The sequence below is a fragment of the uncultured Slackia sp. genome (assembly GCF_959608125.1).
Taxonomy (GTDB): domain Bacteria; phylum Actinomycetota; class Coriobacteriia; order Coriobacteriales; family Eggerthellaceae; genus Slackia.
Genome location: NZ_CAUHPG010000001.1, coordinates 143931 through 156763 on the forward strand (window position 1 = coordinate 143931; position 12833 = coordinate 156763).

Annotated in this window: 10 protein-coding genes; 3 read left to right on the forward strand and 7 right to left on the reverse strand. The window is 63.6% G+C overall.

Annotation, left to right across the window (positions count from 1 at the left end):
• Window positions 1–64 precede the first annotated feature (64 nt).
• From glyA to Q6E04_RS00660, 5 genes are all read right to left on the reverse strand, one after another.
• A complete protein-coding gene (gene glyA / locus Q6E04_RS00640; protein ID WP_303248913.1) occupies window positions 65–1315 on the reverse strand; it encodes a serine hydroxymethyltransferase in 1251 nt (416 codons plus the stop codon).
• A 183-nt stretch (window positions 1316–1498) separates the two neighbouring features.
• On the reverse strand, window positions 1499–1981 hold the full coding sequence (rpiB, locus tag Q6E04_RS00645; protein ID WP_303248914.1) for a ribose 5-phosphate isomerase B: 483 nt from the start codon (window positions 1979–1981) through the stop codon (window positions 1499–1501).
• Window positions 1982–2202: 221 nt separating this feature from the next.
• Window positions 2203–3699, reverse strand: coding sequence for a glycerol kinase GlpK (gene glpK, locus Q6E04_RS00650; protein ID WP_303248915.1), 1497 nt, complete (start codon window positions 3697–3699; stop codon window positions 2203–2205).
• A gap of 9 nt (window positions 3700–3708) precedes the next feature.
• A complete protein-coding gene (locus Q6E04_RS00655) occupies window positions 3709–3966 on the reverse strand; it encodes a hypothetical protein (RefSeq protein ID WP_303248916.1) in 258 nt (85 codons plus the stop codon).
• Window positions 3967–4030: 64 nt separating this feature from the next.
• A complete protein-coding gene (locus Q6E04_RS00660; protein WP_303248917.1) occupies window positions 4031–5623 on the reverse strand; it encodes a helix-turn-helix transcriptional regulator in 1593 nt (530 codons plus the stop codon).
• A gap of 552 nt (window positions 5624–6175) precedes the next feature.
• Here Q6E04_RS00660 and Q6E04_RS00665 point away from each other — a divergent pair.
• A complete protein-coding gene (locus Q6E04_RS00665) occupies window positions 6176–8089 on the forward strand; it encodes an FAD-dependent oxidoreductase (protein ID WP_303248918.1) in 1914 nt (637 codons plus the stop codon).
• Window positions 8090–8317: 228 nt separating this feature from the next.
• Here Q6E04_RS00665 and Q6E04_RS00670 read toward each other — a convergent pair whose 3' ends face one another.
• Entirely contained in the window at window positions 8318–9259 is a 942-nt protein-coding gene (locus Q6E04_RS00670) for an alpha/beta fold hydrolase (protein WP_303248919.1), read from the reverse strand.
• A 278-nt stretch (window positions 9260–9537) separates the two neighbouring features.
• Here Q6E04_RS00670 and Q6E04_RS00675 point away from each other — a divergent pair, with 278 nt between their 5' ends.
• Window positions 9538–10665, forward strand: coding sequence for an aldo/keto reductase (locus Q6E04_RS00675; protein ID WP_303248920.1), 1128 nt, complete (start codon window positions 9538–9540; stop codon window positions 10663–10665).
• 99 nt (window positions 10666–10764) lie between these two features.
• On the opposite strand, the gene Q6E04_RS00680 is transcribed toward Q6E04_RS00675, so the two are convergent.
• The gene (locus tag Q6E04_RS00680) at window positions 10765–11370 is read right to left on the reverse strand and encodes a prepilin peptidase (RefSeq protein WP_303248921.1); all 606 of its coding nucleotides are present in this window, start codon (window positions 11368–11370) and stop codon (window positions 10765–10767) included.
• Between the two features lie 221 nt (window positions 11371–11591).
• Between Q6E04_RS00680 and Q6E04_RS00685 the strand changes: the two genes are divergently transcribed.
• Window positions 11592–12761: a helix-turn-helix transcriptional regulator gene (locus tag Q6E04_RS00685; protein WP_303248922.1), complete on the forward strand. Its 1170-nt coding sequence runs from the start codon at window positions 11592–11594 to the stop codon at window positions 12759–12761.
• Window positions 12762–12833 lie beyond the last annotated feature (72 nt).

Below are 12833 nucleotides of genomic sequence, written 5' to 3' on the forward strand. Positions count from 1 at the left end.
TGCGGGACCGCTTATTCGAAGCATCGGCCCCGCCGTTTCGCGTATCTATGCGATAGAAGACGTCTTAGAAATCGTAGTCGGGATACAGCGGATGCGCGTCGAGAATGGCACGGACATCCTGGGCGATAGCGGCCATCTTGGCCTCGTCGCCCGCAGCGAACACCGTCGCAGCGATGAGCTCGCCCACGCGACGGAAATCGGCAGCGTTAAGACCGCGCGTGGTCGCGGCGGCCGATCCGACGCGAATGCCGCTCGTAACGAACGGAGAACGGGGCTCGTTGGGAATCGAGTTCTTGTTCACCGTGATGCCGACGCTTTCAAGCAGCTTCTCGGCATCCTTGCCCGTCACGTCGGCAGGCGTCAAGTCGACCAGGCACAGATGATTATCGGTGCCGCCCGAAACCAGGCGAAGGCCGCCGGAAATCAGACCCTCGGCCATGGCGGCGCAATTGGCCACGACGTTGTCGATATACTCCTTGAAATCAGGCTGCAGCGCCTCGCCGAAAGCAACGGCTTTGCCGGCGATCACGTGCATGAGCGGACCGCCCTGGCTTCCAGGGAAAACCGCTTTGTCGATCTTCTTCGCAATCGCCTCATCGTTGCACAGAATCAAGCCGCCGCGCGGGCCGCGCAGGGTCTTATGCGTCGTGGTGGTGACCACGTCGGCATACGGCACGGGGCTGGGATGGGCTCCCGTGGCGACAAGACCTGCGATATGGGCCATATCCACCATGAAGTAGGCGCCATGAGAGTGGGCGATGTCGGCCATGCGCTCGAAATCGATCGTACGCGGGTAGGCCGAAGCGCCGCCGACGATCAGCTTCGGCTTGAGCTCGGAAGCCATGCGGTCGATGGCGTCGTAATCGATCGTCTCGTCTTCGGTCAGGCCATAACCGTGGAAATCGTACAGTCGGCCGCTGAAGTTGACCGGCGAGCCATGCGTGAGGTGGCCGCCGTTATCGAGGCTCATGCCGAGAACGGTGTCGCCGGGCTCGATCAGCGCGAAGTAAGCGGCGAGGTTGGCGTTGGCGCCGCTATGGGGCTGCACGTTTGCGAATTTCGCACCGAACAGCTCCTTGGCGCGCTCGCGGGCGAGTTCCTCCACCACGTCGACCTTTTCGCAGCCTCCGTAGTAGCGCTTACCCGGATACCCTTCCGCATACTTATTAGTAAGAACGCTGCCCATGGCCTCCATCACGGCCGGACTCGTGAAGTTCTCGGACGCGATCAATTCGATAGAATCGCGCTGGCGAGAAAGCTCCGCGGAGACGGCGGCAGCGACTTTCGGGTCTTTGTCCAGATAGGCAAAAGGCATAGGTGCGTCCTTTCTTTCGTTCGTCGGAACCCCGATCGGGCCCCGAGCATGACTGGGTCGGTCCATCCTACCACCGCCGAAAGGTCCGACATCCGGAGAAGCGGCCTTGCGGTAGGTTTTAGCACGCATGAAACGAGAGTGTAAAAAAATCGGCCGCCGAGGCGACCGATTCCGATTCGTTCCTTATCCGCGACGGACGTTGCCGTCGGCTCCGATCACGGCCTTGCCCTGGGCGTCGAGCTTCATGATCTTGGCTACGCGCATGGCATGACGGCCGCCTTCGAACTTCGTGGTGAGGAAGGCGTCGGCGATCTTCTTGTTCTCCTCGAGTTCGACGAAGCGACCGGACAGCGTGACGATGTTGGCGTCGTTATGCTGTCGGCACAGCTCGGCGAACTGCACGTTGATGACGTTGGCGGCGCGGCAGCCGACCACCTTGTCAGCGGCCAAGGCCATGCCGATGCCGGTGCCGCACACCAGCACGCCGCGGTCGGCGGCTCCATCGGAGACGTCGTTGGCGACGGCAGCGGCGTAATCGGGATAATCGACGCGGTCGTCGTTTTCGGGGCCGCGGTCGATCACTTCGTAGCCTTCGCCCTTGAGGTACTCGGCCAGCGCCTGCTTCTGCTCGAAGCCCGCGTGATCGCTTGCGATGGAGATGATCATAGCTGTCTGTTCCTTTCGCGACGACGGGTGGGCCCGCCGTTCCTTTTCGCCTCGGGGCCGCGCCCCGTCTCCGTTAACGAACCCATAATAACAACCGCGCGCCCGCTTCAGGCCCTATGGCCCGTCGAACACGAAATAACCGCGGCCGAGCGGGGCCGGACGACACCCCGGCCCGACGACCGACGACATCGGAACGCTTCCCCGCCCCGCTCGGACCGACGTCAATCGGTCAGCACGCGGTGCACGGCGTCGTGCCAACCCGCCATGCGTTCCTCGCGCGTCGCCGCATCCATCGCGGGAAGGAAATGCTCGTCCGGCTCGCGCATGGCCCTGATCTCTTGCAGGCTTTCCCAAAACCCGGTGTTCAAGCCCGCCAGAAACGCCGCGCCGAGCGCGGTGCTCTCGATAACCACAGGACGGTTGATCTGGGCGTTCAGGATATCGGACTGCATCTGCATGAGAAGGTCGTTAGCCGAAGCGCCCCCATCGACGTTGAGCTGGTCGATGACGATGCCCGCATCCTGCTCCATCGTGCGCGCCACGTCGGCCACCTGGAACGCGAGAGACTCCAACGCCGCGCGCGCCACATGGGCGCGCGTCGCGCCGCGCGTCAGGCCGAAAATGGCGCCGCGGGCCTGCGCATCCCAGTACGGCGCGCCCAAACCCGTGAACGCGGGCACCACGTAGACGCCCGCCGTATCCTGCACGCTCGCCGCAAGCGCCTCGCTTTCGGCGGCGCTGCCGATGATGCCCAGCTCGTCGCGCAGCCACTGGATGAGGGCGCCCGCCACGAACACGCTGCCCTCGAGGGCGTATTCGATCCCCTGCGTGCCGGGAGCGCTGGCGGCGATAGTGGTCACCAAGCCGTGAGCCGACTCCACAGCGCGCCCGCCCGTGTGCATGAGCAGGAAGCATCCCGTGCCGTACGTGTTCTTCGCACGACCCGCGCTGAAGCAGCACTGGCCGAACAAGGCGGCCTGCTGGTCGCCCGCAACGCCGCGGATGGGGATGCCTGCAGGCAGGCCCGGATAGGCCGTGACGCCGAAGTCGGCCGAGGACGGACGCACGTCGGGCAGCGTCGAAGCGGGCACGCCGAACAGTTCGAGCAGGTCGTCGTCCCAGCGGCCTTCGTGGATGTCGAAAAGCATCGTGCGGCTCGCGTTGGTCACGTCGGTCGCATGCACGGCTCCCGCCGTCAAACACCAGATAAGCCACGAGTCGACCGTGCCGAACGCCAAATCGCCCGCATCGGCGAGCTCGCGCGCGCCTTCCACGTTGTCCAGAATCCAGCGCATCTTGCTGGCGGAGAAATAGGCGTCGGGAACAAGGCCCGTCTTGGCGCGGACCATGGCCGCCACATCGGGATGGCCGCACAGCTCTTCGATCATGTCGGCCGTGCGACGGCATTGCCACACGATGGCGTTGCACAAAGGCGCGCCTGTCTTCTTGTTCCATGCAACCGTGGTCTCGCGCTGGTTGGTGATGCCGATGGAGTCGATATCGTCGGGCGAGACGCCGCTCGAAACGAGCGCCTCGACCATGACGCCGAGCTGCGACGACGCTATTTCGCGCGGGTCGTGTTCCACCCAGCCGGGCTGAGGATAAATCTGACGAAACGGATGCTGCGCCGAGCCGCGAATGCGGCCGCGGCGATCGAAGACGATGGCGCGCGACGACGTGGTGCCCTGGTCGAGCGACAGAACGTAACGAGCGGACATGTCTGCCCCCTACTCTATTCCGTAGATGTCGAACATGCCGATCGTGGTCTTAAGGGCCACCTTCTGCGCGATAAGCTGATTGCCCGTCGACGCGTTGAGCGTTCCTTCCGCCTTGCGCTCGGCAATCGTCTCTTCCAAATCGGCAAGACGCGCCACCAGGTCGTCATGCATGTCCTCATACGCCGCCAGACGTCCGATCGCCTCGTCGATGCGATCCTGGTCGACGGATGCGGAGCCGTCTTCGGCACGAGAAGTCAGGCGTTTCATAAAAGAGGTCCTTTCGACGCGATTCGATATGCGATGCAATCGACTATTGTAATGCCCCGCAATGCTAGGAGGCCCCGCCGCCGAGCGCTTCGCACTCGAACAGGTTGATCAGGTCGTCTTTACCCGACACCTTCGTCTTCGCATAGACGTTCTTCGTATGCGTCCACACGGTGTTCTCGGAAATGACGAGCTCTTCGGCGATGCGCTTGGCCGAACGGCCGCGCACCAGATACGAGCAGATCTCGGTCTCGCGCTTGGTGAGCCGGTAGCGCGCGGCGAAGGCTTGCAGCGCGGCCTCCCAATCAGGCTCGAGCGGCACGGACGAAGCCGGCGCACCTTCGAGGCGAGAAGCCTCCTCGCGCGAAGCGGGGGCCGTCTGCGACGCAGCGGCCGCGGCCGGCGTCGAAGCTTCGGGAGCGTCGCTTTGCACGCCGTCCGACTGCGCCTGCACCGTGCGCCTCATGCCCTGCAGGCTGCGACGCATGACCACCACGAAGGCGATGCACAGCGGATAGATGGCAACGAACGCAAGCAGCGTCATGAGCGAGATGTCGTAATCGCCGCTCAGGTAGTTCAGCAGCAGGCCGATGCCCAGGCCCAGCGCGAGAAATCCGTTCGAGCCGCCCATGTAGACGCTCGAGAGCAGATAGCTTTGCTGGCGATGGCAGTGGGCCGCATCGACGATGAAGAACAGAAACAGCATGCCGCACACGTCGTAGCAGGCGATCATGACGGTGCCGGCGAACGGGCCGAGCAGCTCGCCCATGAACGGCAGCAGCGACAGCAGCACCAGCATGACGGGCAGGACCGCCTTATACACCGACGTGGGGTCGGGCAGGCGCAGCGCCACCAACGCCGCAGCCACGGTGACGAGCGTCGCCGCCGCGAGCGGGATCCACATGGACACGCCGCCGACGATATGCTCGAACGACGATCCGAGAACCGACGTATGCAAGATGCCCACCACGCCCACGAGCACGAACAGACAGGCGAACGACGCGCCGTATTTGGCCACGAACGCACGCGCCGTCACGGGCTCGAAGGTTTCGGAAACCGACGGCGCGGAACGATTCGGAGACCCCTTCCCCTCGGCATCGAGCGCGCCCGACGCGAGCAGGCCGACGTGCATATGGCACAGGCAGGACACGACCGCCGAAGCCATCGCGCTCGCCGGCACCAGAAACGTCGGCAGAAGCGACGTAAGCGCCACCACGACCATCTGGATGCATAAGCCCGCCACCATGTTCTTGTGCGACTCGCGCGGCTCCTGATAGGCGAACTCCTCGAGCCACGTCACACACAGAAGAAACGACGAGACGCCGTACGTCACGCCGAGTACCGCGGCCGACGCTGCAGCGGGCAGACCCGCGAGCACGCCCGTGGTGCTCAGACAGAAGCCGGCGAGAAACACCAGAAGCGCCTGCCACTGCGGAATAGAACGCGGGCGAATACGGCCGCGGGCGGCGAGCACGCCCACCACGGCGGCGATCGCGAGCGACACCGTTTCGCTTGCCAGCATGAACCACAACTCGGTCACGAAACCTATATTGTGCGCGACCGATCCCATGGCGGACAGATAGCCGATAGACGTGGCCGCCTTCGACAATCCGAAACCGCATGCGGAAACGGCCCCGGCATTCGGAGCAAAAACGCGCATATGGATACCCTCCCCCTGAGTAGTTCGGCACAGTATAGCCCTCGCATGCGCGTGCTCGCACGAGAGAGCGCCTTCCTTGCCGCGAAATCACAGCGCGCCGATATGGATCGAGAACTCCTGCCCCGCGGCCGAAAGCGACCGAAAGACGCACCGACGCGCGCGATGTCGAAAACGACCGGCGCGACCCCGCAAGCGCTGCGCCCCATGAAGCACAGCCCATGCGAATGCCCGCGCAGGCGCCTGTCGGGCTCAGCACGGCACATCGCCCAGCGTATCACCGATCGAATTGCAAAACATCAACTTCACCAGGCATTTTCCAAACTTCACCGATACTCGGTGAGGACATCGGCAGCACAGGCGCGTAAGGTTGATGGCGTCTTCGGTGCTTGCGAAGCCTGCAGACGCGTTCGTCACGAAGCCCCTCCTTCGCGACGCGGCCACGCCGCCCGACGGCGGCGCACATCATGCGCAGGCCAGCCGAACGCGCCTTGCGCCGCACGGCTGCACGCACGCTTCTTCGCACCGAAACGGGAGGAACCAAGGAGGAGAGAAATGACTATGGATCTGAATCGTCGCGATTTCCTGAAGGGCGCAGGCGTCGTGGGCGCACTGGGCGCCGTTGCAACGATGGGCGTGGGGTGCGCGCCCGCGCAGTCCACTGAAAAGGCCGAGACCGCAGAAACCGCCGCAGGCGTGAAAACCCCGAACGAGACCGTCTATAAGAAGATGGACGAGTCCACCGACGGCAAGTACGTGGCCAAGGCCATGGGCCACGAGAACTTCGTCTTCGTCGAGACCACCGTCAAGGACGGCGCGATCGCGAACCTGCAGGTTCTCAACCACGACGAGACCCCCGGCATCGGCAGCCTGGCCGCCACCATGTGGCCCGCGAAGGTCCTCGAGACCCAGAACCTCGACGTCGACGCCATCTCCGGCGCCACCACCACCTGCAACGCCATCAAGAACGCCGCACTCGAGTGCCTCGAGAACGCAGGCGTGGATTCGGCCGAATTCCAGAAGGGCCCCGAGCAGCTGACCGGCGGCACCGAGCAGGCCATCGACACCGACGTCGTCATCATGGGCGCCGGCACCGCAGGCCTGGTCGCCGCGGCCCGTCTGCTCGAGAAGGGCGTGAAGGTCACCCTGTTCGAGAAGCAGGACATCCCCGGCGGCTCCATGTCGATGACCTATTCCGGCGTCGCCAGCGCGGGCAGCAAGCTGCAGGAGACCTATTCCCAGGGCCGCTTCGACGATAACCCGAACTACAACAAGGACGCCATGATGGCCGTCCTGTCCAAGTACGTGAACCCCGAGTTCGACCGCTTCGACGGCGCGATGCCCTACGACCACGCCATGTACGACACGTCGGGAGCGCTCGTCGACTGGATGCACGGCATCGGCATCGGCTTCTACAGCATGGGCGTGAACAAGGCCTACGGCATCACCCCGTACCTGGCGCCCGGCTGCTATGAAGGCGGCTGCGGCCAGGCCATGCAGTACCTCGCCGACCGCGTGGGCGCCCTGGGCGGCACCATCATCTACGGCGCGAAGGTCGTCGATATCGTGATGGACGGCGACCGCGCCGCCGGCCTCGTGGCCGAAGGCAAGGACGGCTCCGTCTACACCGCCAACGCCAAAGCCGTGCTGCTGGCTTCCGGCGGCTTCGGCGCCAACCAGGAAATGGTCGACCAGTACTACCCGCAGTACGCCGGCCGCTCCTTCAACTGCTGCCCCGCATCCACGGGCGACGGCATCGTGCTCGGCCAGAAGGTCGGCGCGGGCATCGAGTGCATGGGCCGCGAGCTGGGCGCCTACATGTCCACCACCTCGCAGGCGGGCTCCCGCATGGAGATCGCTTTCATGTACCAGACCACCCCGGGCATCATGGTCAACGCGCACGGCGACCAGTTCGGCAACGTCATGAAGGCCAACCACTTCGTGATCGGCAACGCGCTGCTCGACGAAGAGACCAACGGCGGCAAGTTCTACTGGATCACCGACGAATCCGGCGCTGTGACCACGATGAACAACCTCACCTGGGGCTTCGACACCTATAAAGCCGTCTTCGAGCGCGGCGACATGGTGCACTACGACACCGTGGAAGAAGCCGCCGAGGCCACGGGCTGCACGAACCTGGCCGCGACCCTCGAGAAGCACAACCAGCATGCGCTGGCGGGCGAAGAGGACGAGTGGAAGCGCTCCAAGCTGCCCTACCTCGACACCCACGACGGCATCTGGGTCTGCGGCATCGAGCCGACCTTCTACCTGACCACGGGCGGTCTGATGATCGACACCACCTGCCACGTGACCAAGGAAGACGGCACGGTCATCCCCGGTCTCTACGCCGCAGGCGACGTGTGCGGCTCCATCGAGGAGAAAGACGGCAAGCAGTACGGCATGGGCTTCGACGCGGCCATGAACTACGGCTTCATCATGGCCGACACCGTCGCGGGCGAAATCGCCTAACGAAACGCGAACGACGTGCGAGGCCGGGCGGCCCGGCCTCGCCGAACCGCCGCCCTCTACGCCTTTTCCAACGAGCATGCCGCCCATTCCCCTCCACACGGCATGCTCGTCCCTCCTGCATCGATAAAAGGACATCGTGCCCCGGAAGACCGATGGCCCGATGCATGAAAACGACCGCGAATATCGCGGTCGTTTTTCGTCTATGGGGATATCGAAGCAGCGACGCGATCAGATTCCCTTGCCTTCCAGCCAATGCTCGATGTCGGCGTAAACGCCCTCTTTACCAGGCTCGTTGAGAATCTCGTGGCGCATGCCGTCGTAGAGCCTCAAATCGACCGAGACGACGCCCGCCGTACGGTATTCGTCGACGGCACGGCGGACGCCGGCCCCGCATTCGCCCACGGGATCTTCGACGCCGGCCACGAAAAGAAGCGGCAGGCCGTGCGGCACGAGGCGGGCGCGCGCGGCATCGGTGGCCTCGAGCGTGAGCGCCGTCAGCGAAGCGTATCCTCCCACCGTGAACATCTGCCCGCATGCGGGGTCGGCGATATAGGCATCGACGACCGCGGGGTCCGTCGATATCCAATCCACCTCGGTGCGCGCGTCGGCGATGGCCTTTCCGAACGAGCCGGCGCCGAGCGAATCGATGAACGCGCTGCGATGACGTCCCCCCCTGAGAGCCGCGATGAGGCGCGACAGCATATTGCCCGCGCGCGCCAACGGACGCGGCTGCTGGCCCGTGCCGCACAGCACGGCAGCTGCAAGCCCTTCGCCATGCCTGGTCAGATAGCACCGTGTCACGAAGCTGCCCATGGAATGCCCGAACATCACGTACGGGACGGTGCTCGCGAATCGCGCGGCCGTCATGCAGCGCAGCTCGTGAACGTCCTCGATCAGCACATCGTCGCCACCCTCCACAGGAAGATGGCCGAGGTCGCCTTCGTCGTGCACGCTTTTACCATGACCTGCATGGTCGTTCGCGCACACGACGAAACCCTGCGACACCAGATAGCGCGCGAAAGGCTCGTATCGGTCGATATGCTCGGCCATGCCGTGCACGATCTGTACGATGCCGCGCGGCGCGACGGACTGCGCGTCGGGCTGCCAGAGCAAAGCATGGATGCGCGACGCTCCGTCATGGCTCGCGAATCCGAGACGCTGTGTTTTCATATCCCTTCCCTCCCTCGGCAATATGAACTTACAGAATACCCGACTCGCTCCGTCCGCATGCGCGGAGAATGTCGGGCGAACCTTTTACGAAAGTCCCCTTCGAGAAAAAACGAGGGTCGGAGCATGAGGCGACGGCGAAAGCGAGCAAGCATGTGAATCGCCTTACCGACCGGGACGCCGCCAAAGCATCGGCTTTGCGAAAAATGCGCGTCGGACTTCTTGACTTGAACCGCACTCGAAGCGTTAGGGTTGTCGACGAACCGGAAAGGAAGGACATCATGAGCGAAGCTCCCCGAAACACCCCGCGACTCGGATTCGGCTGCATGCGCCTGCCGCTGCTCGACCGAAACGATCCGACGAGCATCGACATCGAGCATTTCAAACGCATGGTCGATACGTTCATCGAGGGAGGCGGGACGTATTTCGACACCGCCTTCGTATACCATGACGGCGCCTCGGAAAGCGCATTGCGCGAAGCGCTCGTGAATCGCTACCCGCGTGAAGCCTATACCATCGCGACGAAATGCCTTGCCTGGGCCGCGCCCGACGCACGCACCGCGCGATCGAATCTCGAAACGTCCCTCGAGCGCCTCGGCGTCGACTACGTCGACTATTACCTGCTGCACAACGTCGGCGGCGCACGCACGGCGAAATTCGACGAATACCGCATGTGGGATTTCGTGCGCGAAATGAAATCCCAGGGAAAAATCCGCAACATCGGCTTTTCCATGCATGACGGCGCAAAGGCGCTCGACGCCCTGCTGACGGCGCATCCCGAAGTGGATTTCGTCCAGCTTCAGGCGAATTACCTCGATTGGGACGATCCGATCGTACAGTCGCGCCGCTGCCTGGAAATCGCCCGAAAGCATGGCGTTCCCGTAATCGTCATGGAACCAGCGCGCGGCGGACGCCTGATCGAACTCCCCGAGCGCGCGGCGACCGTGCTCGAGCAGGCGGCGCCCGGCAACAGCATCGCATCATGGGCGTATCGATTCTGCTACGGCCTGCCGAACGTGATCGCCGTGCTTTCGGGCATGTCGACGACCGAACAGGTACGCGAAAACGTCTCCGACTGGAAGCGATTCGGGTCGGATCCGTTTTCCATCGAAGAGCGTCGGGCGCTCGACGACGCCGTCAAGGCGCTGCATGCCGTTGGATCCATCCCCTGCACCAATTGCAGATACTGCGTGAAAGACTGCCCGCAAGGCGTAGCCATACCAAACATCTTGGCGCTGCTCAATCTCGAGGCGTACACTGAAAACCGCGCCTTCGTCAAAGGACAGTATTCATGGCAGGCCAAAGCCCCCGCAAGCGCATGCATCTCCTGCGGCGCTTGCGAAGACATGTGCCCGCAGAAGATAGACATCGTGGACCGGCTCGCCGAAGCGGCGCGTCGATACGAATAAGACCTGCATAAGATGCCCGTGCCTCCTATCATCATCGAGGCGCGGGGCATCGCATCGTCTTCAAGCGCACGCATCGGCGCCATCGACGCAGAGATAGCGCTATCCGACTCCCCGAACGATGATGTGCGCCATGGCGAGCAAGAAGAGCGAAGCCGAAAGGAACGGCACGAACGGAAACGTTCCGTCGAACGGCGCAGGAAAAGGCGCTCGGATTAGCCCGCGCGCCTGAAGCATAGCGAAAACGCGGTCGCGAGCGAAGCGGACGGCGGAATACGATACGGCAAACACGCAGGCCGCAGCAAGACAGACGAACGCCCCTGCCGTCCCGCAATACAACCCCATCACGAACAGCAGCTTCACATCCCCCATGCCGAGCGCCGACCTGCCCGCTCTATGCGAAAGAAGGAAATCGAGCATCAGGGCGAACGCCGAAACGGCCGAGGCGCCGACGCCTCCTGCGGCGATTCCGCGCATCCACGAAAAAACAGACCGGCCCCCTTGCCATCCGACGGCATCGCAAATCGCCGAGAAAACGAATGCGGCCGCCCAGGCGAGAATACCCGAAATGACCGCCGCATCAGGCACGATACGGAATCTGGCATCTACGACGCTCGCCCACGCGAGAACGCACCCGAGCGCGGTCGCCGCAAAGCCGGCGCATAGTCGCGGCATAAAATCGAAAGGTATGTCGAACAGCAGTTCCATACCCCTAGCCTAGATGACGGCCCCGTCGCGAATCCAGGCGGCTCGGCGATCCGTCCCGGATCGATTCCTGCCGTCATCTTCCCGCAATCCGTCGCCGCGCCGCACCCCGCTCGCCCGCAACCGCCTTTTCCCAAAACGCAACCGAAACATGGTGGCCGCAACCGCGCGAAACGGCGAAACTTTATGCCAAGCAAACAGCCTACCGAGTGAAGGAGGACGCCATGAGCTTCAGTGCAAACCTTCAGCACCTTCGTGCGACACGCTCCATGACCCAAGAACAGCTCGCCATGCTGCTCGGCGTAAGCAGGCAGGCCGTTTCGAAATGGGAATCGGACGCGGCCTATCCCGAAATGGACAAACTCTTGCGCCTGTGCGACATCTTCGAATGCTCGCTCGACGAGCTTGCCCGCGGCGATCTGACGCATCGGCCCGACGAACCCGCGCTGGCCGTCGCCCCGGGACCGGCCAGCGACATCTGCGATTACGACCGTCACATGCGTGCGCGAGCGGCCATCGTCGCCACGGGAGTATCCTGCGCGCTGCTCGGCGTTGCCGGATTCTGCGGCACAGGCGGTATCGCAATCTACGGAATCGAGACGCAATACATCATGTGGCCGTACGTATTCCTTCTGGCAGGCATCCTGCCCGCCTGCGCTCTGCTGATTTTCGCCCAAAGCGCCCATCGCTCGTTCACGCGCCGCCATCCTTTCGTCGGGGACTTCTATAGCGAAGAGGACAAAGTCCGTGCACGAAAACAGCGTGGCATGGCATGGGCGGCGGCGGTCGTCATCACGATCGTGGGTGCCGCCGTCTGCTGGTTCCAGACGATTCCGCTACAGCATCTCTACGGCGGGCTGGCCTCGCTGAACATCTCGCTCGCATGCGCCGCATGGCCCGTGGTCTACGCATCGATGCGCGCATCGTCCGTCAACGTTGCCTCTTACAACCGTCGCATGGAAGAGCGCGCCGCGTGGCAAGACCACGAAGCCCGCCGCTTAAGCCTGGTTGCACGCCCGAGCAACGCCGCCGCGCATCAAGAGCTGCCGCCGTGCACCGACAAAACGCAGGGTTGCCGCACGCCGGCGCAAAGCGAATCGCCCGAAGCCGGCCCGCTCGATTCGGCGCTTGTTTCATACGAAGCCGACCCGCACACCCTTGACGCCGGCGGCGCGCCATGCGAACGCCAGGCCGGTGCGGAATCGCTTTACTACCGCATTCAGGAGAGAAGAAAGGCCGCGACGGGCGTGATCATGGCGCTTTCCGCGATCGTCGCGCTAATGACGCTTTTCGTCCTGCGCAGCCCCAACTGGATGCTCGCCCCGATCATCGGCGTGCTCGCATGCGTCGTCGCATGGATCGCCATGCCCTTCATAAGGCAATGGCGTCGTTAGTGCGGAAAAAAGCGCGTTGCGCCGCCATGCATTATGCAGAAGCTCCGATGACACTGAATGTTATTTACACTG

Coding starts and splice junctions, on each gene's coding strand:
- glyA (WP_303248913.1), bottom strand. CDS start 1,315: ATGCCTTTTGCCTATCTGGACAAAGACCCGAAAGTCGCTGCCGCCGTC.
- rpiB (WP_303248914.1), bottom strand. CDS start 1,981: ATGATCATCTCCATCGCAAGCGATCACGCGGGCTTCGAGCAGAAGCAG.
- glpK (WP_303248915.1), bottom strand. CDS start 3,699: ATGTCCGCTCGTTACGTTCTGTCGCTCGACCAGGGCACCACGTCGTCG.
- Q6E04_RS00655 (WP_303248916.1), bottom strand. CDS start 3,966: ATGAAACGCCTGACTTCTCGTGCCGAAGACGGCTCCGCATCCGTCGAC.
- Q6E04_RS00660 (WP_303248917.1), bottom strand. CDS start 5,623: ATGCGCGTTTTTGCTCCGAATGCCGGGGCCGTTTCCGCATGCGGTTTC.
- Q6E04_RS00665 (WP_303248918.1), top strand. CDS start 6,176: ATGACTATGGATCTGAATCGTCGCGATTTCCTGAAGGGCGCAGGCGTC.
- Q6E04_RS00670 (WP_303248919.1), bottom strand. CDS start 9,259: ATGAAAACACAGCGTCTCGGATTCGCGAGCCATGACGGAGCGTCGCGC.
- Q6E04_RS00675 (WP_303248920.1), top strand. CDS start 9,538: ATGAGCGAAGCTCCCCGAAACACCCCGCGACTCGGATTCGGCTGCATG.
- Q6E04_RS00680 (WP_303248921.1), bottom strand. CDS start 11,370: ATGGAACTGCTGTTCGACATACCTTTCGATTTTATGCCGCGACTATGC.
- Q6E04_RS00685 (WP_303248922.1), top strand. CDS start 11,592: ATGAGCTTCAGTGCAAACCTTCAGCACCTTCGTGCGACACGCTCCATG.